Genomic DNA, 25,342 nt, shown 5'->3' on the forward strand with positions numbered 1-25,342 from the left:
ACATGAACCCACAAACGTCCGCTTTTTCCGATAGCGGTCGTTCAAAACGTTGAAATATGGAGTTTCTCAACGGCTGCTTTCGACCATAAGCGGACGTTCGTCACAACCGAGAACGCAAAAAGAAACTCCGCCAATCCATTAGTGATCAGTAACGCGGGCCGCGTCAAACAGGGTGACGCCGACTTCCCGACATCACCGTCGTAACTGTCAAGTTAGTGCCGCGATGCCTTCGTCGATGCGCTGGGCGGTAAGGTCGGCATTGTTATAGTCGTGGTGCAACTGCTTCCCGGCTTGCCCGCTTACGAGGACCAAGCTCGGGAACCCGCGACCATCCAGTGAGCGCGCAAGTCCGATCTCTTTCTGCAGCGTTTGCTCGCAGACGTCGCTTGCGAGGTAGTTCGCGAATCTCGGAGCATCAAGACCGATCTCGCCGGCGATCTCCGTCAGGGTATCTGGGAGGGAAGGGTTTCTGGCCTCGCGGTAATAGGCGTGCTGGATCGCGGCGATCATCGCCTTCTCGTGTTCCAGTCCCTGATCCCGCGCGGCGATGACTGCTCGACACGCAGGATAGGTCGAGCGCCGCGGCTCACAACGCTCCCAGAATTCGTAATTGAACACAGTGCCGGGTACGACGCTCTCGATGCGTCGCCACACCCGCCTGACGTAACGCTGCGTTTTTTCCGGCATGGGCTCGTTGCTGTCTGGTGCGAGGCCGCCAAGTACCGTCTTCACGGTGACCCTTTCGGCCACCGCCTCACGCACGTGCTTCCACACTGGTGCGAACGCGTAGCACCAGCTGCACATCGGGTCGTGAATATAATAGAGGTTGGGCATCTCCCTGGCGTTCACTCGATCAAGAGGCTCGGATGCGCGAACTTCCATAGCGGTCAGCATACTCTGCAGCAATAAAGGGTGTTGCCGCCTCCTTACCTAATAGGCTTTGGACAGGATAACGCCTTACAAGTGGCATGCCCGCTTTGGGTCGGTAGCGGCCCTTCGGACCAATACTAGCTTAATGTCTGCTTCCGGGGGGAAAGCAGCCACTCGGAAACAATTTTTCAGAAGTCCCTGGCTGAACGGCCGCTTTTCCCAATAGCGGTCGTTCAGAATGCCCGAAATCCACTGTTTTGAGGGGCCGCTTTCGGCTGCCATTTCAACCGGTCGATGCAACACATGCGGCAAATCGTTCTGCCGGTGTTTCAAAGTCTAACGTTTTTCTCGGTCGTTCGTTAAGTTCTCTGGCGACCCAATTCAGGTGCGCCTGCGAGTGAACTGACAGGTCCGTACGCTTCGGAAAGTATTGTCTCAATAGTCGATTGGTGTTTTCGTTTGAGCCGCGTTGCCAGGGACTTTGTGGATCGCAGAAGTAAACCTTGATGTCCGTAGCCAGGGTGAAGCGTTTGTGATCGGTGAGCTCTTTGCCTCGATCCCAGGTCAATGATCGATAGAGTTCTCTCGGTAGTTTATTCGCCTGCTTGATGAGCGCATTGATAACGGTCTCGGTGTCGCGACTCGGTATCTTCGCCAACATCACGTAACGTGTGTGCCGCTCCACTAAGGTCGCCATATAACTGTTATTGGAACCTGCGACGAGATCCCCTTCCCAGTGCCCCGGCACCGCCCGATCCTCCACCGAGGCTGGACGCTCACGGATCGAGACCATGTCGGGGATTTGCCCGCGACGGTCGGCCTTCGCTGTGGCGTGCCGGGAGCGACGAATCGGTCGTCCCGTGCGTAGATGCTTCATCAGCTCTTTCTTAAGCACACCGCGGGCTTGAACAAATAAACTGCGATAAATGGTCTCGTGAGACACGTGGTACGCCTCATTGTCTGGGTAACGGCGCTTCAGCCAGCCTGCGATCTGCTCCGGCGCCCAGTTGTGTCTGAGTTTTCTCTCAACAGCGAGCCTCAAGCATGGGTGTCGCGCCAGCTTACACCGCTTGGGTCGTAACGCCTCGCTCCAGGCGCGCTTATCCGCTACCGCCGCACGATACTGCCTATAACCACCATTGCGGTTAATCTCACGACTCACTGTCGATGGTGCTCGGCGCAGTGAGCTTGCAATCGACCGTATCGAGCGCGCCGCAACAATCCCCCTGGAGATCTCTTCACGCTCGGACAGTGTCAGTGACAACCGAGAACGTCGTCGCGGCCGCGGTCGAATACCGCCATAAGGTGATAAATGACTGTAAATAGACGACGAGCCCTTGCCGAACGCTCTGCCAATCGACTTAAGCCCTTCACCCTTTTGCCAGCGGTCCCACAGCTCCGTCTTCTGTGCGGTCGTGAAACCAACCCGATGGTATTTTCTTCTCATCTGCAATCACTCCATCTATTCCGGTTAAGATGATAGTGTTGCGTCGATCAGTTGAGGTCACCGTCATTAGCGGCCCTTTGTCATCATATCAGTCGAACGGCCGCTTTCGGGCGTATAGCGGACGATTGGAATGAGTCTGAAATCAAGGCAAGTACTGAACGTCCGCTTTCATCAATAGCGGTCATTCAGATGACCACAGGAACGAAGCTTTAAATGTCTGCTTTCGGCCAACAGCGGACCTTAGAAAGCTATTCGAACAGGCCTCAAGTGCAGCGACTGGTTAGAAGGCATTTGTGTCCGCTTGCCAGTCCGTCTGTTTTCGGCCACTAGCGGCCATTTTAGACGTAGATACCCAGCGTTCCCAGTCAGGCCATTCGTTAGAATCGATCCGAGTCGCTATCCAGCTCCCAAAACGCGCCCTTTAGTCCAACGTCTGAAAATATCTTCTGAGCCTCTTCGGGTGTCCATTTCCGATAATCTGGCTCAGCATGCTTTCCGTACCATGCACGTGCCAATGCAGCAACCTGCTCGATGGGCACCGCTTCTCCCCGTGGTAATCCGTGACGGGCCGACCAGTCATCGATCTGTTGCTCGCCTCGAAAAGGAAGCAACATCGCGCAGTAGTGATGCACATTGTCCCAGACATGTTTTGGGGGTAAAGCAAAGTGCGCGTAAATCTCGGTATCGTCCAGATAACCGTCGTCAACGGGAATTTGTACCGCCTCGGCTTCCCCACCGATGCGCGCGTGAATAGTCACTTTTCCGCCAACCAATACTGCGACGCCTAACGCGCACCACATACACGGCGCCCACCATCCGCCATGTTCCTTGTGAATCCAGGTATTGCTTGGCGAGGTGGCGAACGGATGGATCATCCAAACAGAGCACTGATGCGGATGCAGAACAAGACCATGATTGCTTTCCAATCGTTGCAGAGATGATTTGATCTCTGATGGTGGAATCTCAAGTCTTTTAGCTAGTTCGGCGGCGGACGGGCAACAGTGCGCGTCGATCATTTCTTTGATCAAGCGTTGATGAATCAGTCCGTCCAGTGTCTGATGAGTCGTCATCGAACCCTCTTTTGCATTGATTGCACTCGCCCAACTGGGGAACCTCAGGATAAGCAATCATAATAGTCATGCTATCTCAGGAAGTCTCCTTTGGGTCGGAAGCTGACACTGAATTGGAACAAGTTTGACCGTGCCGTCTAACAGGTAATTATATGGATGGAGCAATATAACACCGTTAACTGGTGGTTCAGAAGCGCAGGCGCTATTTCCGAGCAGGGTCATAAATGGTCCCTTTTATTTTTGCAAAAAAATTTTGGGAAGAGTCCCTTTGTTTTTGCTCATGTGTTTGAAAATGGGTCATATCCATATATGAAAAAAGCTTTTTTGCCCGGGCACCCACTTGGGAATTAGTCCTTCCAAAAGTCTTTGAATCTGTTGGCTGCTAGTTCGGTGTATCTAACAGTGTGTTGAATGTTCTTGTGGCCCAGGTAGTGCTGAATCGCCCTGGTATCGTGTCCGCCATTGGCCAGCTTGTACCCGGTGCTGTGCCTGAGCATGTGTGGGTGTACTGGCAGCCCGATCTTTGCCTTCTCGCCAGCCCTGGCTATGATCTTCCTGACTGTTGACGTTGTTAGCGGTCCTTTCCTTTCCGTCACGAATAGATACGGAGTGTCGGGATAATCTCGCAGTAGCTTCCGCAATGCTCTTAGTTCAGGGCCTCGTATTGGATGGGTGGACTCAACGCCATTCTTTAGCCTGCTGACATGCAGTAGTCCCTGCTTTAGGTCCACCATGTCCCATCTAAGCGCCACTAGCTCCGACACCCTAAGTCCATGTCGGTAAGCTATCAGAATCAATGTGGCGTCCCTGTGGGCGTGTCTACCGAGCGATTTAGCAGCCATCATCAGACGGTCTACTTCATTGGCTGTCAAATACTCCCTGGATCTGACTTCCTGATTGGTTTTCCGCGGTGGCGGATTAACTTTCCCATTTTCGATGGTTAGTCTGGGTTGTGTGTTGCTCCGCAAAGGCACAACTTTGCTAGTCGGTTGCATACTAACTCTCCCATTAAGGGTTATTTATGGGAAAGTATATATCGACTCTGTGGCAATTTCCAGTGGGCTGTGAATGTCCGCTTACGACCCAAAGCAGACATTCAGCACACGTTTTGACTACCCGCCCTGACTGGTCTCAATCTGCCCAAGGGCGTAGGGTTGTACTAAGCTAAGGACAGGGGAATCCACTGATGCCCATTGTCCAGGAACTCAAGCGCCGCAACGTCATCAAGGTGGCGATTGCCTATGCGATTGTGGCTTGGCTGTTGATCGAGGTCACAGCCACGACCTTTCCAATGCTAAGGCTACCCGATTGGACCGCCACCTTTGTTACCGTGCTGCTGATGATTGGATTTCCCGTGGCATTGATCTTTGCCTGGGCGTTTGAAATCACCCCGGAAGGCATCAAACTTGAAAAGGATGTCGATCGCAGCCAGTCCATCACTCACATAACCGGGCGAAAGATCGATTACCTCATTATCGCGGCACTGTCTATTGCACTCGTATTTTTTGCCTTTACTCATGATTGGCGAGGCGAGGAAGGTCAGGATGCTGATAGTACTGCTGATAAATCCATCGCCGTCCTCGCCTTCACCGATTTAAGCCCTGAGGGGGACCAAGAGTATTTCTCCGACGGTATCTCCGAAGAGCTGTTAAACGTGCTGGCCAAGATACCCGGTCTCCGGGTGGCGGCGCGGACCTCATCGTTTCAGTTCAAGGGCCAGAACCGGGACGTCATTGACATCGGCCAGCAATTGAATGTGGCCTTAGTTCTGGAAGGCAGCGTCCGCAAGGCGGGCCTTCAAATACGCATCACCGCCCAGCTTGTCGATGCCAGCAACGGCTTCCATCTTTGGTCGGAGACCTATGACCGGGAACTTGTAAATATCTTCGCGGTGCAGGACGAGATTGCGGCGGCCATTGTTGGGGCGCTTAAGGAACATCTAGGGCTTCAGGTTGCGGCGGTGCCTCGAGTGATTGCAGCAGCAAATACCGAGGCCCACGAAACATACCTGAGAGGTCGGTACCTGGTGGTTCAGCGCACGACGGTCACACTTGAGGGTGCGGTTCGCGAGTTTGAAAAGGCGATAGCGCTCGACCCCGACTATGCGCTTGCCCACGCGGAGTTGGCCATGGCCATCCTCTTACTAAGAAGGTATGGTGACATGAATTTGACCGAAGCCATTACAAAGGCAACACCCCATGTCGAGCGGGCGATGGCCCTTGATCCGACCCTCGCCGAAGCCCACGCTGCAACAGGTTTTGTCTTTTGGGAACAGAGAAATCCGGGAAAGGCCCTGACACACTTCAGACATGCCATCCGGATCAACCCCAACTATGCGATCGTTCATAATTGGATAGCAATCGTCCTCGGTGGCCAACTCGGACGCTATGCCGAATCCTTTGCCGCGACCGAGACCGCGCTGCGTCTTGATCCGCTTTCGATCCCGGGTAGAGTTGACTACGTATTTGCACTGATCGACAGGAACCGGCTGGACGAGGCCGCCCTGGCAATGGAAAAGCTTGCTTCCATCGCCCCGGTTAAGTACGCACAGGTACGTGGCGTTCTAACATCCCTCGGCGGAAAATGGGCCAACGTAATCCTGGGCTACTTGGATGGATTGCGAATCGATCCGGAAATTGCAGGATCGCGGCTTGTAATGCACTATTATTTTGCTGCCATCGGCCTTGAGAAAGAAGCGCTTGCCATTAGGGATACTCCACTGCTCACCACACTGTGGTTTCTGGGAAAACCCGAAGACGCGGTTACCATTGTGGAGGCGCGTCTTGTCGATGACCCGCTTTCTCGCACAGCAAGCGCGCTCGGGATTGCATTGGCTGGTGCCGGTGATTACGCCCGCGCCCGGCCCATTTTGGAGGAAATGTGGCAACGAAGCGGCGAGCGGGTCACGCTCGCGTTGTTTCGGACCCATGACGCGGCAGCATTGATTGCCATCCGCCGCGACGCCGGTGAAGAGGGTGGGATCGACGAACTCGTGGCAGCGATAAAGGACAATGTGCGCCGCCTCCACGAGGCCGGGATCATCAGGACTGGGCTACTCTCGGACGCTAATTATGAAGAAGGCCTTGCAGACTTTCTGGTCGGCGAGCGCGAAAAAGGCCTCGCGCTGATTGCTAAGGGGGCCGAAGACGGGTATTTCATCATGCCCAGACTAGCTTATCTGCAAGCGCTTTATGACGATCCGGGATTTGCCCCCATCCGCGCAGGACAGGAGGCTCGCCAAAAACGCGAACGAGACAGGTTCCTTAACATCGTCTGTAATGACAATCCCTACGCGGCCGTCTGGCAACCCGAAGAGGGGACCTGCGAACGGTTTGCGGCGACCGCTGGAAACTGACTCTTCGCGATGTCCGCTTATGGCCGAAAGCGGACATTAAAGCCTGAAAACTGCTGATCTTAGTGGTATGTCCGCTTACGACCCAAAGCGGACATTAAGAGGTTGAAAACTGCTGGTTCTTGAGTAATGTCTGTTTATGACCCAAAGGGGACATTGCTCGACAAAAAGAAAAGGTTATGAAAAAGCCTCTTAAACCCGAAGTTGGGCAGAGTTTGGCGGACGTAAATCCTGACTTGGCAAAGCAATGGCATCCCACAAGAAATGTAGATGTCACGCCCTATGACGTCAGAGCAGGGTCCACAATCAAAGCTTGGTGGAAATGCCCAGAAGGTGATGACCACGAGTGGGATGCTGTGATTGCGGATAGGCATAGAGGCATTGGTTGCGCGATTTGTTCCAACTATAAAGTGGTCAAATCAAATAGCCTTGCAACACAAAATCCTGAGTTGGCCAGTGAGTGGCACCCAACCAAGAATGAAGACCTTACGCCTGATGATGTCCATCCAGGTTCAGCAAAGAAGGTCTGGTGGAAGTGCGCAAAGGGCGATGATCATGAATGGCAGACGGTTGTTTACAGCCGATCTGGCGGGAAAGGCTGCCCAATATGTGATGGGAAGAAAGTTGTCATTTCGACCTGCCTAGCAACAGTTAACCCTGAATTGGCCAAGCAATGGCACCCTACAAGAAATGGTAAATCAACACCGTATAAACTTGGGCCAAATTCAAAAAAGCGTGTTTGGTGGAAATGCCCCAATGGGGATGATCATGAATGGAGAGCAATTGTTAACAATAGGAATCGGGGCTTGGGTTGTCCTATATGCTCAAATCAAAAGGTCGTTCTATCTAATTGTTTAGCGACTTTACACCCAGACTTGGCAGAACAATGGCATCCAAGTAAAAACGGCAAACTAACGCCTTACAACATAGGGTCCGGATCTGGAAGGCTTATTTGGTGGAAGTGCCCCGAAGGCGACGATCATGTTTGGCGAGCTGATGTAAAAAGGCGAAGTGATGGTAGAGGTTGTCCTATATGTATAGGGCGTAAGGTTGTTGATTCAAATAGCTTTCAAACATTACACCCCGAATTAGCAAGACAACTACATCCAACAAAGAATGGCAACTTGGACCCTAATAGGTACAGGCCCTACTCAAATAAAACCGTTTGGTGGAAATGCCCAAGAGGTGATGACCATGAATGGAAAACGTCTTTCAACATGCGGGTTCAGGGAACAGGCTGTCCCAAGTGTAAATCGGCAAAATCTGCTCCAGAGCTTCGAGTTTATTGTGAGCTAAAGGAGATTTTTCCTGCCACCGTAAATCGCACAAAAATATTGGGACGTGAAGTTGATGTCTATGTTCCTGAGCTAAATTTAGGTGTCGAATACGATGGTTGGTATTGGCATAAAGACAAAGCGAAATTGGATAGAGAAAAAAATAGGGCGTTAGAGGACGAAATAGTTCTCTTGAGAGTGCGTGAAGCTGGCTTAGAGAAATTGTCAGAAAGCGATATTTTGGCAAGCAGGGAAGAAATGTCTCTAGAAACTATGAAAGAAATATTTCGGTTCATTTTGGATAGTCCACTTCTAAAAACTGCAAAGTATGAAAGCGAAATTGGAGTCTATTTAGAAAGTGATGCTTGGGTAGCCGCTGACGAATTTGATAAAATTCAATTTGAAAGAAATGGCTTGGTTTACGAGAGATCTATCAGTTTCTTATTCCCTGAGATCGCTAGTCAGTGGCATTATGAAAAGAATCAACCATTGGTTCCTGCTCAATTCGCACCAAGTTCAAGGAAAAAGGTTTGGTGGAAAGATCACAAGGGTCGAGAGTGGAAGGCTGATATTTTGTCTAGAACTCGGGTGGAAAAGGCTCGAAAAGAAAAGAGCCAAAATCAATACGACCTCTTTTAGTAAGGGAATTGAAGGTTTCCGATGCACTGTATGTTGAGAGGATTAGATTTGGTCAAAACTTAGTCCCTCCGCCCCTCATTTTTGATTCTGCTCAATGTCCGCTCCTGGCCGAAAGCGGAACTTAAAGCCTGAAAACTGCTGATCCTGGTGAAAGGTCGCTTTACACCCCAAAGCGGCCGTTGGGATGGTAGAGTCGTGAGGGGCCGCTAACGACCCGAAGCGGACATTAGAAATTTTCCTCTAGTGGACCGACTTCGACCACAATTTGGTGAGATTTCATCCAATTTTGGGCCTTCGAGGGCCACAATCTAGGTAGAATCAGGATTATCTCTGACTCTCGTATGCGGGGGGAGGCATGGCCTCAGTCTGGGCGGAGTTAAGACGACGCAACGTCGTTAAGGTCGCGGTGGCCTATACCATCGTGGGCTGGCTGCTGGTGGAAATGGCCTCCGTCGTCCTTCCCACATTCAAGGCTCCAGAATGGATCATGCAGGTGTTCATCTTCTTGGTAATCGTGGGCTTCCCGATTGCACTGATCTTTGCCTGGGCCTTCGAACTCACCCCGGAAGGCATCAAACTTGAAAAGGATGTTGATCGCAACCAGTCCATCACTCACATATCCGGGCGCAAATTCGACTTCTTCATAATCGCGGCACTGGTGTTGGCGCTGGGTTTCTTCGCTTTCGACAAGTTCGTGCTCGATCCGTCGCGGGACGCTGAACTGGTGCAGGCGACCACCGAAGTCGTAACCGAGAAGGTCACCGAGTCTGTAAAATCAGAGATTCCTGACATTTCTATTGCCGTCTTGCCCTTTGATGATCTGTCGTCGACGGGTGATCAGGAATACTTTTCAGACGGCATGACTGAGGAGATCATCGCTAAATTGTCTCATATCAGCGAACTGCGTGTGATCTCAAGAACCACGGTTGGCCAGTTCAAGGATTCACCGCTAGACGTGCCCAGCATTGGCCGCAAACTGAGGGTTAACTACGTGTTGGAAGGCAGCGTGAGGAAGGATAGCGACAGGATACGCGTCACTGCGCAACTCATCGATACGGACGATGACAGTACCTTGTGGTCAGACAGCTTTGACGCAAGATCGGACGACGTATTCGAAGTCCAGGAGAACATTGCGCAAGCCATCGTAGGCGCGCTAGGGATCCACCTCACAGATCTCAATCGCAACGCGATAACCAGCTCGCCTACCAAAATCGTCCCGGCGTATGAGGCCTACCTGCGTGGACAGGCCTTGGTTGAACACTGGGACAACCGGGCAATGCTCAGTGCCTCTCGCGAGTTTTTCCAGACCGCGTTGGACCTCGACCCGGGCTACGCAAAAGCGATGGCGGGCTTGGCAAGCGTCGAGGCCCAGACCTATCGGAACCATGATTCTGACCCCTTGCGTCTTGAGCGCGCGGATCAGCTTTTGGATGCTGCCGAAGCGTTGGATCCATACCTCGTTCGTGCAATCGTTGGCCGTGGTGAAGTAATGGGCATGCGGTATGACTACTCGGGTGCCTCTGGCCAGTTTCGCAAGGCGCTGGAGCTGGAACCTGATAACTACTTTGTTCGGGATCTTCTCTGTTGGTCCCTCGGCTATGAAACGCCAGCACGGGCCGAGGAAGCTGAAGGGGTCTGTCGGGAAGCTCTGCGAATTGCGCCAAGTTACGGTGAAATCTATTACCACCTCGCGCGTGCTTTGAGTGCCCAGGCACGATACGGCGAAGCAAACGAAGCGATCACGCAGCTAGAAGATATTTGGCCAAGCAGCAGTCTGACCTATTTGGGCCGATTCTGGATTGAACTTGCGCAAGGCAACTACAGTAGAGCGCTCGAATATATGGAAACATCACAAAGTGGAAGGCCCCCTACGTCTCTAACATTAGCGGCCAGAGCATCCGCCCATAGCGGGATGAATAATACTGCAGAGGCGCTGAGACTTTTGGACCAAGCGATGGCAATGGGATTCAAGGACCTTGCCTGGCTGAAGGGAAGCGAGGAATTCGAACCCTTACGTAAATTGCCGGAGTTTGACGCGTTACTTGAGAAGCATGGGCTGGAATAGCGAAGTGATTTCTGACGCACAATTCTTTTATGATTGAACGGCCCTAATGTCCGCTTCTGGCCGGAAGCGGACGTTATCGGCTAGTTGTAATAACTCAAACCCGACCGTACAAACACTGTCCGATTAGATCGAGTTCGACCGACAGCGAATTCTTAGCTATTTGTTGCGTAAAGTAGAGAAGAAATCCCGAATGTAGCCATTATAAAAATCAAAGATATCGCCACCAAAGAGATATGGTTGGGAAATTGTCTTAGCGACAACCTTACTTTGGGAGCCATCAGGAATTATTTGAACTTCAAACTTCGTTGAAAGAAGCAATGGCCAAATATTTGGCTCTATAGTTGTTTTGAAATAATTTTCCTTGACCTCAGAAGTATTTACATATTTATAAGAGGGCTGCTTGCCTTTTAAAATATTGAGAATTGATTCTGATATATCCGCTGATGGAATATTGAAGGATTCTGCTAGTTGTCTTTTTACAGTCATGTTTTGGTCTCTGGCTTGATGTCCAACAGGCTCGATCTTGTCTGACAGTACCTGCCTGATCAAGTTCCGACCATCACAGGTAGCCTATTTCTCCTGATCTTCCTCTATTTTCTTGTACTCGCCTGGAATAGCACTGGCTTGCTTCTCATTAAGCTGTTCTGCCTTGTGCTTGTCCGATAGGTCAGTGAATACCTTAGCCAGGGCCTTGATAGCCTCTTCTGTGCTTCTGTTGTCTGTTATGGAGGTAGGTAGGTTCATCTGTACCCTAGCCTTGTCCTGGGCGATCCCACCCATCACAGAAGCGTCTTTGCCTGTTGGTTTTACGCGCTTGATAACATAGTCATTCTTGGCCTTATCCCAAACTAGCTTTTCATCGCCATTTCTAAGGCTGTCCAGTATCCTTTCGTTTGCTTTCTCGGCTATCTTTAGGTTCTGCGGGAGAATTCGGTCGTTTATTTCGTTCCGGACCTCTCCAAGCATCGTGTCCCACCAATCAGTGTGACGTTTCCAATTAGATAAAGTCGCATCAGGTATACCCGTTACTTCCGCTACCTTGGTCATGTTGCCATGAATACCGTATTCGATTACTGCTTCCCGTCTTTGCTGGTTTGTATACTTACTTCCCTTGTCTACTGATATATCTGTCCCCATCGTATTGCCATTGAGTTTTGTCAGATTCGTGTCTGATGCTTGCTCGTCACTATGGCGAATCTCGACGGCCATCTCTTTGCCCCAATCAGACCTAACCCACCCAGTTACAGTGGTTCTTGGTAGGTTATTTGTCTTTGCTGTTTTGCTGATATTCCCTGTTGCAGCATAGTCAGCTATCACTGCTCGTCTTTGCTGGTCAGTGTATTGGCTGCCTGGTTGCTTAGGTATTACTGCTCTCTTAACCACGTTAATTTCCATGTTTCTTAGTTGGCCGCCTCTTTCTGAGTTTGTCGGCAAATTCCCTAAAATCTCCCCCGGCCATAGCTTCTACGTAGTCAGCAGCTAGGTTATCGATAGCGTGAGCAACATTTAGCGGCAGTTTGTTGTCGTCAAATGTACCACCACGGCGATGGGCGTCTAGCGTTTCCATGGAACTGTATACGTACAGCAACAATGACTTAGATATTTTGCAAATATCTTCATATTGCCCTGCATCCGCTGCAGCCCACAGCATCTGCATTGCCTCAATTAAAGCTGGCATAATCAGGTCTTCGTAATGCTCGTCGGTTGCAGCAGGAAACAGTGGAATTACGTTACTCATTCTGTGTTTTCCTCATTTTTGGTGCCGAAGTATGCTGAGCGTTGGGTCCCGCTGGCCTTTATTTTCATGGCGAACTCTGGCAAGCGTAGTGTTCCATAAACCCTGTTTTGCTCAGTCAGTCAGTGTGTGTGCTGGCCAATAAACCACGCATGGCGTGTATAAAAGGAACATTCAACTAGGGAAAAGTCCCGATTTGCCTATGAAATAGCTATGAATGCTCTGCGTGCGATAGACTTCGAGTGGCACAGTAATGATGACTATTTAGACAAGCGAGGCAAGTCATGAAGTTTAATAAAAAGACTTTCCAAAACGAGTCGGTCAACCTGAACAATAACGAGTTTGACCACTGTACATTCGATAATTGTGAGTTGATATTCAATGGCGTGGGTTCAGTCGGGCTAACTAATAATGAATTTAGAAATTGCAGATGGACTTTCCAAGGCCCCGCTGCGGATACGGTTGCCTTTATGAAGGCACTGTACTCGATGGGTGGAGGCGGTAAAGATCTTATTGTTCACACTTTCAATGACATTGCCCCAGATATGAAATTCAGACACTGAGCAAATTTTGATGCCTTTATTGGACACCTTCTTTAGCATTATGAAAAGGCCTCAAAGATCAATTACGATTAATGTGGAAAATCTCCACGTAAACATAAACAACCAAATCTCAGGAGATATGGCGAGCATAGAAACAGAAATTAGACATCTACTTGAAGAATACGTAGACAACACGATTCAAGAAGTACAACCAGACCCCTGGTACGCCACCTGGTGGGGCATTCTTATTATCACGGTGTCCGGCGGGTTGGTTGTCGCGCGCGTGAGTGCCTTTTTCGGCTGGATATAATTACAAGAAAAATCACCGTGAAAACCACGGTCGTTATCCAGCCCATTCTATTTACTCCTAATAAAAACCCGCCTATTTGGCGGGTTTCTCTTGTTCTGATTTACCCTTCCTTGGCTTTGCGAGGATCTGGTGGCGTACTTAACCTACACATTAGCGCGTCATACCGCTTTTCGTCCTTCTTACTTCGGTTGACTCCTACCCATTGGCCGCAAAACATGATGTATATATTGGCTCACCAGTTAGCTGCTCTATCGCGTTCTCGCTACTGTACTTTTCGGACAATGCTGAAAGCATCTTAGACGTTTCCGATTTGTCGCCACCTGTGCAGCGAACCACTATGTCTACATAGGAGCCGAGACTAGAAATCATCTCTATTGGTGCGACTCCTTCCTCTGCGGCTATGTCAACCGCCTGACCAACAGATTTAATAAACTGGCTTCGTGCTGTTTTCATGAAAGCCTCCTTTCGATATGTCATTAAACATGCAAATAAACTCTCCTGCTTTGATTCCCTTTTTCCAGAACGATAAAATGCCTGACTAACCATAGCCTCTATGAGACTATAGATATCCCGGAGTTACCGTATGGAACAGATCAAAGGCAAAACCTTTTCAAATCAAGACGTTCCGCTAGACGGGCACCACTACGAAGGCTGCACTTTTCAGTCATGCACCTTTGTCTATGCGGGGGTTGACAGTTTCGGCCTCGACGACAATACGATTTCCACTGATTGTTGCTTTCGCTTCACCGGAAAGGCGGCGAATACCGTATCCACGATGCGGGCCATCTACTCTATGGGCGAGTGGGGCCGCAGACATGTTCTTGCAACGTTTCAGGAAATTGCGCCAGATATTAAAAACCTTCATTAGAAACCATGACCAAGGAAACGACATATCGCCTGAAGGTAATTGACGAGCCTGAAGCGGGGACCAGAAGCATTTTTATCTGCGACGCCCCCGTCGCTACCTTCATGGGAACTGGCCCCAGGAGTTACCAATGCGGAACTTGTGGCAAGACGCTGATCCAAGGGGCCAGAATAGAGCGATTTGCCAATGTGGTTTTCAAGTGCGGCAAGTGCGGCGGATTCAACGAAATCCCGACCGCCCACCAAGCCGACTGAGCGAATATAGGCAGTAATCAATATGTGTGATTTAAGTAACCTCATTTATCATGTTGCCGACTTGACCCATGTACGATATTTGCCAAGCAATTAGTGACTTACAGCTCATCAGCTTTATCTACGATGGGCATTCTCGCGTGGTTGAGCCACATACTTACGGGGTCGATACAAAGGGTCATCGGGCCTTGCGTGCTTACCAGGTCCGGGGATACACCAAATTAGGTCAATTGCCCGCTTGGCGATTTTTCCACGTTGACCGAATCTCCGGATTAACCATCCTTCAAGAGACATTTGCAGGGCCGAGAGACGGATACAAAAGACTTGATGCAGCCTTCGATACCATACAGTGTCAGCTTTAGCCCATCCGCAATCACAAGGTCCAGGCCCATAAGCAGGACCGTTATTTGTTGAACAATCTGACCAGTGCAAAATAAGTAACCCCATGTATGTGCCTGAGCTGCCTTTCCCTTATATAAGGGCGGGAAAAAATGCCGGTTTCGGAGAATTCCCTAATTATTTTCAAGGTTTTTCCAAAAACAGCCACTTCCAGTCGCCCGTGTATTCACATGTCTGCCCGATATCGCAGTATCTTTCTAGGTGGTCAGCGATATCTACCGTCAATGGATTTTTGCGTAGTGCATCCAGGGCATATTTAACCGACTTGCGTACATTGTCTGCGATGTTCTGGCTTGGCTTGCGGAATGCGCGGGGGTTGCCATAATGGAACTGCTTCCAGTGATACGCCTCTACAACGCCTTCGAGGTTGCCTTGCTTAACTTTTTCGGCACCGGGCGTCTGCTGGCGAAGCCAATGCTCTAACTCCTGCGCCTTCTCAACTGCTGCTATGGAATCATGGGTTTTGAGTTTCTTAGCATATTGCCTTAGCGATGCGATGGCTTCTGGCTCAAGAACACGTTGCAATGAACCGCCACCACTAGGGCCTATATCTGAGTTTGGATCAAATCCCAATAGGTCAGATGCGTATTCTTCGGCGGTAGCGTCCTCCGGGTCAGAGTTGTAAGCTTGCGGCGGCTCGGATTGCAGCGCCGTATAGACCTCCACCGCACTGATTTCGCCCAAATTTGTGCCTGAGTGCCGGACGGTGTTTTTTTGGTGCATCAAAATGACTCTGAGGTAGTCAAGGCCGTCCAACACCGGAAATCTCTCCGTACCGATGATGTAATGATCCCTATGCCGTTGGAAAGGGGTGCGCCCCTCTCGAATTATCCGGTTCAGAGCAATAACGGTGATTGCAACATCAGACTCATCGAACGATTCGTCATTTTCAACCTTTCGGAGTGCTGCCACAGCCTGGGAGCGAAACATGCTCATATTTTTAACTCGCCCTCTAAAGATAGCTTTTCTTGCCCGGCCTTTTTTCCGTCATCATCTTTTTTCATTTCACAATTCCCTTACACTCTTCATGTAGACTATTAACCTAGTTATTAACTTAGTTATTAACTTAGTTAAGAGGAACTTTTTTACTCAAGTAATGGAAGAAAAGTACTCAAGTAATGGAAGAAATGTACTCAAGTCTGTGACCGCTCAACCAAAAACACTCGCGCACTTTGTCTGGCTAACTTGTGTGTGTACGGTGGTTCCCAGAACCTTGTTTTCAGCATCAATTCAACTGCATTAAGCACACCCTCCGGGACTGCTAACTCGTACGAATGCCGTTTGTAGCCCTGGTGTCCAAATTCTGAATGCCGAATAATCCAACCCTCGTGTTCCGCTCGTTGCATGGCATTTGCTACGGTTCTTTGCGATACACCGGCCCGAAATGCGATTTCTCGCTGACTCGGATAGATGGAGTCACCACATTTATCCCCATACCTCGCCATAACCGTCAGAATGTGCTTTTGTCCAGATGGAAGATTGCAATAGGGACTGCCGATTAGCTTTCTCCAGTCCATACCCGTGTGGTCCCACGGAACAGGCGTACAAAGGCCATTTCCCGTACCCATTTAGGCCAGACTCTGCTCGGGTTCTTCGACAGGAGTTTCTTCTGTCAGGTGGCCTTCTCGGGGGTCTGACTGCCGGTAGAACTCAAATTCAGCGCCTACCACACCATAGGATTTCAGTGTCCCTTCCGAGATTGGTGATTTCGTAACAGGTCGCACTTCATACAATGGACAGTCTTTGCAACTACAGAGCGTGACTTGAACAAGCCAACTACCAGCATTTTCCTCATCGAAAATACATGAACGGCATTTGTTGTTAATGGCGGCGCGTAGTGAGCTCCTTTTCGAAGCACTCATTAGTTCGGCCTATGGTTTTCGGCGCAATACAATTGCCATTTGTCCGGAAATATGACCCAGCGCCCATTGACCTTGTTACAAACACCGGCGCCAACCAGTTCGCTGCGAAGATTTTCCGGCCTGAGCATGTTGTACCAACTATTCTTAGTTGGCCAAACGTTTCCGACGGATTCCCATTTGGATAATGGAATAGGATTCATTTGTAATTCTCCATTCAATCAAAATAACTGTGCGCAACTTCACGCACTAGTAGATTGGACAGGAAGAATGGGAAACCGAACCCCTGAGCTTCCGCTTTTCTTTTAGTCTTTCTTGCTTATCAAAGGTTTGAGGATCGTTCTGTATTGTTTGAGACTTGACGGGAAACCATCTCGATGCGAAAACCTGCGATGTACGCGTGATGCTAGCTCGTGGCGAGCGGAGCCAAGAGAAAGTAGGTTTGTCCCTTCGCGGAGGATCCTCTCATGTGAAGGCTTAATTTTTCTATATTTGGCTCTTTGTTCCACACTTTTTTGGGCACCAGCGTAACTTTTCATGCCGCTTATCGTGTGTGGCAACCTTTCATAATACTTTGCCTCTGCTGTTACCTTGCATAATTGGCCCATGTAAAACCCGAATTTGCTTAACTCGCCTTCCTTCCAAGCTGACCTAGTTTGGTGGACTAGTCTCAAAAGTAAGGTAAATGTCATGGCCAATTCGTCAGGTACTTCTCCGCTATCGATGTCAAAGACGAGTGCATCGAGTTCCATCGACGTTTTTGGATAGCCAAGTTCCTCTAATATTCCTTGAACCGTCATGAGATAACGGTTCAGAACGTCCAAATCAAACGCTGCAGCCTTCAACTTTCTGCCCGGGTTTTCCGGCATTAGGTTGTCATCGAGAATACTCGCTAGAACTTCATGTCCGGGAAATTCACCGATTTTGTAGATAGTTTCACTCACTGCCAAGCACCTTTGCTGCAGTTCGTTCGACAACACCCCTGACATGCTCATCTGACAAATGGCTATAACGTTTCACCATTTCCAGCGTTCTATGGCCGAGAACAGCAGCAATCTCAGCTGTGGTTGCCCCGTTCATTGCAAGATTTGATGCGCAAGTATGCCTTAGATCATGGAAACGGAAGTCTTTGAGTTGAGCCTGGCTTCTCGCCTTCTGCCATGCTTTTTCAAAATAAGAAGAATTTGCTGTGCCAGCCCTCGAATTGGTAAAGATCAAATCATCGTCAATCCGACGGATTTTCTGCAGCATCCTCAATTCATCGACAACTGGGCCTACCAAGGTAAGTGTGCGACGTTCGTTGTTCTTTGTGTGGTGTAGGACGGCTCTATTGGAGTCCAAATCAACGTCTTTCCAGTGTAATCCCAGGATTTCGCCCTTTCTCGCCCCGGTAGTAAGCGCAATCAGCACAATTGCGTACAAATGGGGATGGGAGCTATTTCTGGCTGCGTTTAACAATCTGTCTTTTTCTGCATTGGAAAGAAAACGCACCCGCCCCCTGGGCTCTTCCAAACTGCTCACCTTACGAAGCGGATTTGTGTCCATCCACTCCCACTCACGTTCCGCCATCGTGCAGGCGTGACTTAAAAGTGCCAGATACCGATTGACTGTTGCGGGCGCCCTCTTCTTGGCCAGCTCGTCACGTACCTCGACAACCGCTGAGCGTGTTAGCTCGATTAGCCTCAGGTTCCCCAGCCGCTTTATCCAAAAGTTTGCTTGTCTACTTGGGTTTTTCTGATCCTTCTTCTTGGGAATTTCGGTTTCTTTGTATCGCTCAAGCAGATCCTTGACGGTTCGTCGCTTGGCTTCATAAGAAGGCAAATAGCCACCCTTTGAAATGGCTGTTTCGATTTCGCGTGCCCAGTCCTCGGCCTCCCCTTTCGTGCGGAAAGTGGCAACCTGTGGCTTTCGACCGCCCGTTCGGATTACAGCCTGCCAGCGGACCCCATTCTTACTACTTCGTTTTCGGAAGTACGCCATTGATCACCTTCTATCGCTCAGTGTGATTTTGTTTACAGTGTGCGACAAATTTGCGACAAAAACAAAGAAATCCGCTCTGAAAAGCGGCTGAAAGATTGTAAGTCTTTGATTTTATTGGTTGGGGGACTAGGATTCGAACCTAGGTTGGCGGAGTCAGAGTCCGCAGTCCTACCACTAGACGATCCCCCAACTGAAATCGGCCGCACGCGGCCGATGTCGTTAACGCTTGGAGTACTGTGTCGCCTTGCGTGCTTTGCGCAACCCGACTTTCTTGCGCTCGACTTCGCGTGCGTCGCGGGTCACGAACCCGGCTTTACGAAGCACCGGGCGCAGGTCCTCATCATAGACCATCAGCGCGCGGGTCAGACCGTGGCGAATCGCGCCAGCCTGACCGGTCGTACCACCACCGGATACGGTCACATTGATATCGAAATTATCATGCAGGTTGGTTACGTCCAGCGGCTGGCGCACGATCATGCCGCAGGTCTTGCGACCAAAAAACTCGTCAACCGGACGCTTGTTGACCGTGATCTTGCCAGTCCCTTTGCGCATGTAAACCCTCGCGGTCGAGGATTTGCGGCGGCCGGTGGCGTAATAAACTTCGCTCATGCTTCTTTTGTCCTTGTCTCGTCGCTGCTTACAGTTCCAGCGGTTTTGGCTGCTGCGCAACGTGGCTGTGCTCGGGGCCCGCAAAAACCCGCAGCTTGCGCAGCATACGGCGGCCCAGCGGGTTACGCGGCATCATGCCTTTTACGGCCAGTTCGATCACGCGTTCCGGTTTGCGGGCCAGCAGTTTTTCCAGGCTGGTGGATTTCAGGTTACCGATATAGCCGGTATATCGATAATACATCTTGTCCTTCATCTTGTTGCCGGTGACCCGGATCTTTTCGGCATTGATCACGACCATGTAGTCGCCGGTATCCACGTGCGGTGTATATTCAGGTTTGTGCTTGCCACGCAAACGCCGGGCGAGCTCGCTCGCGAGGCGGCCCAGGGTCTTGCCATCGGCATCCACGACATACCAGTCGCGGCTCACTTCTTCATTTTTTGCAGAAAAGGTTTTCATCGATCTCAATACCGGTTTGTGCTTTCGCGGAAGCCGCAAAGCAAAGGCGCGGAATTTTACTGGACGGGGGCATTATTTGCAATCTTCAGCGGCTGATTTGGCTGTTCGCCCCCGAACCCGCGTAGCTGCTTCTAACTATCTGTTTTCTCAGTACTTTTCTGAGGCAGGAGCAGCCGTTCGACGACCTCGCCGCGGCCAAGGTGACTTTCGACAATTTCGCGCACATCTTCCTCGTCCACATAGCTGTACCAGACCCCCTCCGGATAGACCACGACGATCGGCCCTTCCGCGCAGCGATCCAGGCATCCGGCGATATTGACGCGCACGCCGCCCGGCCCCGAAATCCCCAGTTCCTTGCTCAGCTGCTTGGCAAACTCACGCATTTCCAGGCTCCCGGCCTGGCGGCAACAGACGCTTCCATCCGCGCGCAGGTTGGTGCAGAAAAATGCATGTCTTTGGTAGTAACTCATGTTTTCGCGATCCGGTACATACTCAAATTCAGAACTTGTAACCCAGCGCCAGTATAGTCTTGGTATCGGTTTTCGTGCTGCCTGCAGGCACCTCGCTGTTGTTATCGACACGATAACTCAACAGCATGCTCAGATTACCGGCCAGGGCGCTCTCCAGCGTGCTCAGCGACATGGTATAGGTATTGCCGCTGCCATAGTTAACGGTCAGCTCCTGTTTGAACGAAACGTGCTCATTGATCTGCCAATGATAGTCCCCGCCAAGCTGGAGCACGGCACCATCCGCCTCGGTGTTATCCAGCAAACGGGTTTGCCGGGCGCCGACGCCTGCCTCGAGGTTCAATTCATGTTTTTCCGTTTTCACGATCCGGCGGCCATAACCGACGGTTTCATAAAGCTGGCGGACCACGCCTGCAAATCGATCGCGGTCATACAGAATCTGCCCGTACAGGTAGTTTTTCTCGCCGTAGTGGCGTTCTACCTTTAACTCCGAATGATATTGCTCTTCGGCGCTGATGCCAGCGTCCTGCCGACCCGACCCTGAAATCCGGCCCGAGTACACCCACCGGCCGCGCAGGTATTTTGCCGAAACCGCACCCGCCAGCGACTGGGTGTCGGTATTGCCGGTCGTACTCTCGAACCCCAGGCGCACTTCGCCGCTAAAGCTTTTTTCCGTTGCCGTCTCTTGCCCATGCGCGGGCGTGACCAGCATAACCACGGCCAGCAACGGTGCAAAATAAATCGTGTGATTCAAGAAACCTCTCCCGTCCGCAGCTTCGCCCCCGCCTGCCGCTGGCCATCCATGAGCTGAACCTGACAGCGTTGGCGTACAAAGGGCTGCTATGATAACGGCGACACACGATTTTTCCAGCGGCGGGACCTTTCTTGAGCAAAACCGATCCAACGATGGCCAGCCGCTATGTCAGCGAGGCTGCGGACCGCTGCGTCAAATGTGGCCTGTGCCTGCCCCATTGCCCGACCTACGGGCTCGAAATGCTGGAAAGCGACTCTCCGCGGGGACGGATAGCGTTAATGGAGGGTCTGGCAAGCGGTGAACTGCCGGTGAGCGATGGCATGATCCGCCACCTGGATGGTTGTCTGGGCTGCCGGGCCTGCGAAATCGTCTGCCCCGCCGAGGTGCCTTATGGCCGGCTGCTGGATACCGCCAGAGGCCTGCTGCGCGGGCAGCGGGTCAAACCAGGCCTCGGCTGGCGTTTTTTTGCCCTCACCGTGCAATCGCGTTGGCTGGTTCGGCTCGGCGCAGTATTCATGCAGCTGCTTGGCCGGCTGCGCCGTGCGAGCGGAGTTTCATTCAAGCGGCGCGGCGGCCTGAGCCGTCTGTTGCGGCTGATTCCCGACCAGGTTTCGATATCGCGGCTGGCTCGTTTTCATCCGGCAAATGACCCGGCGGAAAAACGAGGTATGGTTGAGCTATTCACCGGTTGTCTTGGCGAGGCACTGGAACAAGACACGTTGCGGGCGACAATCCGCGTGTTGAACCGCCTGGGTTTCGATGTCCGGGTTCCTGGCGAACAAGGCTGCTGCGGCGCTGTCCACCAGCACGCCGGTTACCCGCAAAAAGCCGCCCAGCTGGCGACAATTAACATCGGGGCATTCGCCGGTGACGGTGCGGTGATCGTGGTTTCCACCGGCTGCCTGGTCAGCCTGTGCGAATACGCCGATTTTTTCCAGGACGAAGGCGGGCGCGAGAATGCCAGGCAATTTGCCGCACGCTGCACCGACATCAACGAATTTCTGCATGAACAACTGCCACCCCCGGCAGCGGACCAGGCAAAAGTTGCCCGGTCGGATGTCGCCGGGGCCGTGGCGCTGCACACGCCCTGTAGCCGCAAGGTGATACCGGGTAATTCGCAGGCGGCGCGCGAATTGCTGGCACAGCATGCGAATATCGATTGCCTGACCCTCGGCAACGGGCAATGTTGTGGCGCCGCCGGCGCTTACCTGCTTGACCAGCCGGAGTCTTCGCAGGCGCTGGCCGAACGCTACGATATCGGCGTCGCGCCGCTCCTGCTGACCTCCAATATTGGCTGTCGCCTGCAGCTGGAAGCCTTGTGCCGGCAACAAGGCATCGCCGCTAAGGTTGCCCATCCGGTCAGCCTGCTGGCCGAAAGCCAAAGCTTTTCAAACCAGGCATCGGTCGCTGATATATCATGAGCGATATGGAAAAACGTCAGCTGACACCGCTGGATCATTTGCTCAGCCAGGCCGACCAGGCGCTGAGGACCATGTTTGGCGGGCCGCCGACTGCCAGTCGTGAAAATCCGGCGGCCGACACCGAATCTGAACTCAGCGATGCAGAGCGCCACCATATTGCCGGACTCATGCGGGTCAACCACGCGGGTGAAATCGCGGCACAGGCCATGTATCAGGGCCAGGCACTGACTGCGCGGCTGGACGAGGTGCGTGGCGCAATGGAGCAGGCGGCCGACGAAGAAAACGATCATCTGGCCTGGTGCGAAGAAAGGCTACGCGAACTCAACCATCAAACGAGCCGCCTGGACCCGTTGTGGTTCGCGGGCTCATTCGCGATCGGCGCGCTGGCGGGTCTGGCGGGCGACCGCTGGAGCCTGGGTTTCGTCGCCGAGACCGAGCGCCAGGTCGTAAAGCACCTGGAATCACACCTCGCCCAGTTACCCGCAGGCGATCACCGTACGCGCGCTATTCTTGAGCAAATGAAAGCAGACGAAGAACGCCATGGCGAAATCGCCAGCCGTGCCGGTGGCGCGGAATTGCCCGAACCGGTGCGCAGACTGATGGCCCTGGCCGCCAAGGTCATGACCACAACGGCTTACCGAATCTGACACCGACCTGATTGGTCAGCCGGAGAAATTCCGGCCGTAAAAAATCTCCTGCATCTCGCTATCGATCTGGCGCGCAATTTCATCCAACTCCCCGGGCTCGAACTCGTTGACACCAGAGCCGAACAGGTAACGATCGAGATCTGTTTCGCGCAGTTTCAGCTTGCTGTGAAAAAACTTTTGCGCCGGCATATTGTCTTCTTCGACGTGGAAACCGGCGAGAATCTCCGGCGAAATAAAATCGCTGATCGAGTCGATATCGTGATCGATGTAATGCTTGGTGCCCTGCAAATCCCGAGTGAAACCCCGCACCTTGTAATCCATGATGCAGATATCCGACTCGAACTCGCCGATCAGGTAGTCGAGCGCTTTCAGAGGTGAAGTCTCGCCACAGGTTGCCACGTCGATATCCGCGCGAAACGTGCAGATCCCCCGGTCTGGATGGCTTTCGGGGTAGGTGTGGACGGTCAGGTGGCTCTTGTCGAGGTGAGCCACGACCGCGTCGGGCAGCAACGGATGCTTCAGTGGCACCGCGATAGGCCCTTCGGCAACCATCAAGGTCACGCTTGCGCCTTGCGGCTCATAGTCCTGACGGGCGATATTCAATATATTGGCGCCGATCATGTCGGCAACCCGGGTCAGGATGCCGGTCAAACGATCGGTGTTGTACTCCTCATCGATATATTCGATGTATTCGAGGCGGTGCGCGGGCGAGCGCGCATAGCACACATCGTAGATGTTGAAGCTCAGGGTCTTGGTCAGGTTGTTAAAGCCATGCAAGGCCAGCTTGCCGTTGCTGCAGGCAGAGTGCGTGGTCATGTAATCGCCGTCCGGTTTGATTATTGTCAGCGCCAGATTGGAAAAAGGAACGCATTTTATCCCCAAGCCGCCGGTCTGGCGACTTTTTTCGCATGCCGCCGGGCCAAAAGGAAGGTCTCGACTTGCCCCTGAGCCCTGCATTAGGTAAAAGATGGTGGGATTTCTCCTTTTTTCGCGAAACCGGGGCTAATCCATGAACAAAGCCGAAAAAGCGCTCAGCGATATCCCGGCAATCAACAACTTTTTACGTTATTGCCGCATAAGGACCGTGCCGCAGAAAACCGTGGTAATTCACGCAGGCGACCTGCCCGATATTCTTTATTACCTGGTCAGTGGCTCGGTCGAGGTCATGATCGAGGATGAAGACGGGAATGAAATGGTCCTGGCTTACCTGAACAAGGGCGAATTCTTCGGTGAAATGGGTTTGTTTTACGAACAGCCGACCCGCAGCGCGTGGGTGCGCACGCGGGTCGAATGCGAACTCGCCGAGATGACCTACCCGAGGTTCCGCCAGATCGCGGCCGAATCACCAGGGCTGATTTTCGAACTCGCCACCCAGTTGGCGAGCCGCCTCAACCGGACCAATCGCAAGCTCGGCGATCTCGCGTTTGTCGATGTCACCGGGCGGATAGCGCATGCGATCATGGATCTGTGCAACGAACCGGATGCGATGACGCACCCGGACGGGATGCAGATCAAGGTCAGCCGCCAGGAATTGAGCCGGCTGGTCGGATGCTCGCGGGAAATGGCGGGACGTGTTCTGAAGGTACTCGAAGAACAAGGCCTGGTAACGGCCAAGGGCAAGACCATCGTCGTTTTCAACGCCAGGCCGGGCGACAATACCCGATAGCCGCTGCGCTCGATCGGCAAGGGGCGACGGGCATGCCGTGCTCCTTCGTTTGCTCAGGCGCAATGGCGATTGCGGGCGTAGCCTTCCAGCGACAGGAAATTTCTCAGCAACGCGCGACCTTTACGCGTCAGTATGGACTCCGGGTGGAACTGCACGCCCTGGACCGGCAATACGCGATGACGCAACCCCATAATCTCATCGTTGACGCCATCGCTGCCCCGGGTCCAGGCGGTGACTTCAAGACACTCGGGCAGACTGTCTGCATCGACAATCAACGAATGATAGCGGGCCGCATCCAGCGGCTGTTCGATACCCCGGTACAGACGATGGCCATCGTGCCAGACCCTCGAGGGTTTGCCATGCATGATTGCGCGCGCGTGAATCGTTTTGCCGCCGAAGGCCTCGGCGATGCTCTGGTGACCCAGACAAACACCCAGGATCGGTATTTCGCCGGCAAGTTCACGCACCGCCTGCACTGAAATACCCGCCTTTTCCGGTGTGCAGGGCCCCGGTGAGATCACCAGGTAATCGGGCGACCGGCGCCGGATATCGGCGACACTTATTTTGTCGTTGCGATGAACCTGAACATCCTCGCCCAGTTCCCCGAAGTACTGGACCAGGTTGTAGGTGAAGGAATCGTAGTTGTCGATCATCAACAACACG

Annotated in this window: 28 protein-coding genes and 1 tRNA gene; 10 read left to right on the top strand and 19 right to left on the bottom strand. The window is 52.1% G+C overall.

What is annotated here, in order from left to right; genetic code table 11:
- Positions 1-207: 207 nt before the first annotated feature.
- From IIA05_00005 to IIA05_00020, 4 genes are all read right to left on the bottom strand, one after another.
- A complete protein-coding gene (locus IIA05_00005) occupies positions 208-834 on the bottom strand; it encodes a DsbA family protein (GenBank protein MCH9025484.1) in 627 nt (208 codons plus the stop codon).
- 319 nt (positions 835-1,153) lie between these two features.
- On the bottom strand, positions 1,154-2,317 hold the full coding sequence (locus IIA05_00010; protein MCH9025485.1) for an IS30 family transposase: 1,164 nt from the start codon (positions 2,315-2,317) through the stop codon (positions 1,154-1,156).
- A 377-nt stretch (positions 2,318-2,694) separates the two neighbouring features.
- Positions 2,695-3,387 carry a hypothetical protein gene (locus IIA05_00015; protein ID MCH9025486.1) on the bottom strand — a complete coding sequence of 231 codons (693 nt, stop codon included), beginning with the start codon at positions 3,385-3,387 and terminating at the stop codon, positions 2,695-2,697.
- Positions 3,388-3,734: 347 nt separating this feature from the next.
- A complete protein-coding gene (locus IIA05_00020) occupies positions 3,735-4,382 on the bottom strand; it encodes a tyrosine-type recombinase/integrase (GenBank protein ID MCH9025487.1) in 648 nt (215 codons plus the stop codon).
- 191 nt (positions 4,383-4,573) lie between these two features.
- Between IIA05_00020 and IIA05_00025 the strand changes: the two genes are divergently transcribed.
- From IIA05_00025 to IIA05_00035, 3 genes are all read left to right on the top strand, one after another.
- Positions 4,574-6,742 carry a hypothetical protein gene (locus IIA05_00025; protein ID MCH9025488.1) on the top strand — a complete coding sequence of 723 codons (2,169 nt, stop codon included), beginning with the start codon at positions 4,574-4,576 and terminating at the stop codon, positions 6,740-6,742.
- Between the two features lie 176 nt (positions 6,743-6,918).
- Positions 6,919-8,652: a zinc-ribbon domain-containing protein gene (locus IIA05_00030; GenBank protein ID MCH9025489.1), complete on the top strand. Its 1,734-nt coding sequence runs from the start codon at positions 6,919-6,921 to the stop codon at positions 8,650-8,652.
- A gap of 355 nt (positions 8,653-9,007) precedes the next feature.
- Positions 9,008-10,717, top strand: a complete 1,710-nt coding sequence (locus tag IIA05_00035) for a hypothetical protein (protein ID MCH9025490.1) — start codon at positions 9,008-9,010, stop codon at positions 10,715-10,717.
- Positions 10,718-10,873: 156 nt separating this feature from the next.
- Here the strand turns inward: IIA05_00035 and IIA05_00040 are convergent, their stop codons facing one another.
- The 3 genes from IIA05_00040 to IIA05_00050 form a co-directional block, all read right to left on the bottom strand.
- Positions 10,874-11,203: a hypothetical protein gene (locus IIA05_00040; GenBank protein ID MCH9025491.1), complete on the bottom strand. Its 330-nt coding sequence runs from the start codon at positions 11,201-11,203 to the stop codon at positions 10,874-10,876.
- A gap of 84 nt (positions 11,204-11,287) precedes the next feature.
- The gene (locus IIA05_00045; protein MCH9025492.1) at positions 11,288-12,112 is read right to left on the bottom strand and encodes a hypothetical protein; all 825 of its coding nucleotides are present in this window, start codon (positions 12,110-12,112) and stop codon (positions 11,288-11,290) included.
- Positions 12,102-12,455: a hypothetical protein gene (locus IIA05_00050; protein ID MCH9025493.1), complete on the bottom strand. Its 354-nt coding sequence runs from the start codon at positions 12,453-12,455 to the stop codon at positions 12,102-12,104. The genes IIA05_00045 and IIA05_00050 overlap by 11 nt, the downstream gene beginning before the upstream one ends.
- 281 nt (positions 12,456-12,736) lie before the next feature.
- Here IIA05_00050 and IIA05_00055 point away from each other — a divergent pair, with 281 nt between their 5' ends.
- Positions 12,737-13,015: a hypothetical protein gene (locus tag IIA05_00055; GenBank protein MCH9025494.1), complete on the top strand. Its 279-nt coding sequence runs from the start codon at positions 12,737-12,739 to the stop codon at positions 13,013-13,015.
- 118 nt (positions 13,016-13,133) lie between these two features.
- A complete protein-coding gene (locus tag IIA05_00060) occupies positions 13,134-13,304 on the top strand; it encodes a hypothetical protein (protein ID MCH9025495.1) in 171 nt (56 codons plus the stop codon).
- Between the two features lie 195 nt (positions 13,305-13,499).
- On the opposite strand, the gene IIA05_00065 is transcribed toward IIA05_00060, so the two are convergent.
- A complete protein-coding gene (locus IIA05_00065; GenBank protein ID MCH9025496.1) occupies positions 13,500-13,757 on the bottom strand; it encodes a hypothetical protein in 258 nt (85 codons plus the stop codon).
- A 130-nt stretch (positions 13,758-13,887) separates the two neighbouring features.
- Between IIA05_00065 and IIA05_00070 the strand changes: the two genes are divergently transcribed.
- Complete coding sequence (locus IIA05_00070; GenBank protein MCH9025497.1) at positions 13,888-14,172, top strand: hypothetical protein; 285 nt, start codon at positions 13,888-13,890, stop codon at positions 14,170-14,172.
- Positions 14,173-14,177: 5 nt separating this feature from the next.
- Positions 14,178-14,423, top strand: a complete 246-nt coding sequence (locus tag IIA05_00075) for a hypothetical protein (GenBank protein MCH9025498.1) — start codon at positions 14,178-14,180, stop codon at positions 14,421-14,423.
- 519 nt (positions 14,424-14,942) lie between these two features.
- Here IIA05_00075 and IIA05_00080 read toward each other — a convergent pair.
- From IIA05_00080 to IIA05_00120, 9 genes are all read right to left on the bottom strand, one after another.
- A complete protein-coding gene (locus tag IIA05_00080) occupies positions 14,943-15,755 on the bottom strand; it encodes a hypothetical protein (protein MCH9025499.1) in 813 nt (270 codons plus the stop codon).
- Positions 15,756-15,952: 197 nt separating this feature from the next.
- The gene (locus tag IIA05_00085) at positions 15,953-16,336 is read right to left on the bottom strand and encodes a helix-turn-helix domain-containing protein (GenBank protein MCH9025500.1); all 384 of its coding nucleotides are present in this window, start codon (positions 16,334-16,336) and stop codon (positions 15,953-15,955) included.
- 647 nt (positions 16,337-16,983) lie between these two features.
- Positions 16,984-17,622 (bottom strand): hypothetical protein, encoded by a 639-nt coding sequence (locus tag IIA05_00090; protein ID MCH9025501.1) that lies wholly within the window; start codon positions 17,620-17,622, stop codon positions 16,984-16,986.
- Positions 17,615-18,658, bottom strand: a complete 1,044-nt coding sequence (locus IIA05_00095; protein ID MCH9025502.1) for a tyrosine-type recombinase/integrase — start codon at positions 18,656-18,658, stop codon at positions 17,615-17,617. Before IIA05_00095 ends, IIA05_00090 begins: the two co-directional genes overlap by 8 nt.
- A gap of 115 nt (positions 18,659-18,773) precedes the next feature.
- Positions 18,774-18,847, bottom strand: a tRNA-Gln gene (locus tag IIA05_00100).
- A gap of 30 nt (positions 18,848-18,877) precedes the next feature.
- A complete protein-coding gene (gene rpsI / locus IIA05_00105) occupies positions 18,878-19,267 on the bottom strand; it encodes a 30S ribosomal protein S9 (GenBank protein ID MCH9025503.1) in 390 nt (129 codons plus the stop codon).
- 28 nt (positions 19,268-19,295) lie between these two features.
- Positions 19,296-19,724: a 50S ribosomal protein L13 gene (gene rplM / locus IIA05_00110; GenBank protein ID MCH9025504.1), complete on the bottom strand. Its 429-nt coding sequence runs from the start codon at positions 19,722-19,724 to the stop codon at positions 19,296-19,298.
- A gap of 131 nt (positions 19,725-19,855) precedes the next feature.
- Positions 19,856-20,194, bottom strand: coding sequence for a (2Fe-2S) ferredoxin domain-containing protein (locus IIA05_00115; GenBank protein ID MCH9025505.1), 339 nt, complete (start codon positions 20,192-20,194; stop codon positions 19,856-19,858).
- A gap of 28 nt (positions 20,195-20,222) precedes the next feature.
- Positions 20,223-20,945: a DUF481 domain-containing protein gene (locus IIA05_00120; GenBank protein MCH9025506.1), complete on the bottom strand. Its 723-nt coding sequence runs from the start codon at positions 20,943-20,945 to the stop codon at positions 20,223-20,225.
- Positions 20,946-21,076: 131 nt separating this feature from the next.
- Between IIA05_00120 and IIA05_00125 the strand changes: the two genes are divergently transcribed.
- Positions 21,077-22,366, top strand: a complete 1,290-nt coding sequence (locus IIA05_00125; GenBank protein ID MCH9025507.1) for a (Fe-S)-binding protein — start codon at positions 21,077-21,079, stop codon at positions 22,364-22,366.
- 5 nt (positions 22,367-22,371) lie between these two features.
- Positions 22,372-23,013 carry a 2-polyprenyl-3-methyl-6-methoxy-1,4-benzoquinone monooxygenase gene (gene coq7 / locus IIA05_00130; GenBank protein MCH9025508.1) on the top strand — a complete coding sequence of 214 codons (642 nt, stop codon included), beginning with the start codon at positions 22,372-22,374 and terminating at the stop codon, positions 23,011-23,013.
- Between the two features lie 15 nt (positions 23,014-23,028).
- Here the strand turns inward: coq7 and speD are convergent, their stop codons facing one another.
- On the bottom strand, positions 23,029-23,829 hold the full coding sequence (gene speD / locus IIA05_00135) for an adenosylmethionine decarboxylase (protein MCH9025509.1): 801 nt from the start codon (positions 23,827-23,829) through the stop codon (positions 23,029-23,031).
- A gap of 193 nt (positions 23,830-24,022) precedes the next feature.
- Between speD and crp the strand changes: the two genes are divergently transcribed.
- Entirely contained in the window at positions 24,023-24,679 is a 657-nt protein-coding gene (gene crp, locus IIA05_00140) for a cAMP-activated global transcriptional regulator CRP (GenBank protein ID MCH9025510.1), read from the top strand.
- A 53-nt stretch (positions 24,680-24,732) separates the two neighbouring features.
- Here crp and IIA05_00145 read toward each other — a convergent pair whose 3' ends face one another.
- On the bottom strand, positions 24,733-25,341 hold the full coding sequence (locus tag IIA05_00145) for an aminodeoxychorismate/anthranilate synthase component II (GenBank protein MCH9025511.1): 609 nt from the start codon (positions 25,339-25,341) through the stop codon (positions 24,733-24,735).
- Between the last annotated feature and the right edge of the window lies 1 nt (position 25,342).

Source organism: Pseudomonadota bacterium, from assembly GCA_022572885.1.
In the GTDB taxonomy this organism is placed as follows: domain Bacteria; phylum Pseudomonadota; class Gammaproteobacteria; order Steroidobacterales; family MnTg04; genus MnTg04.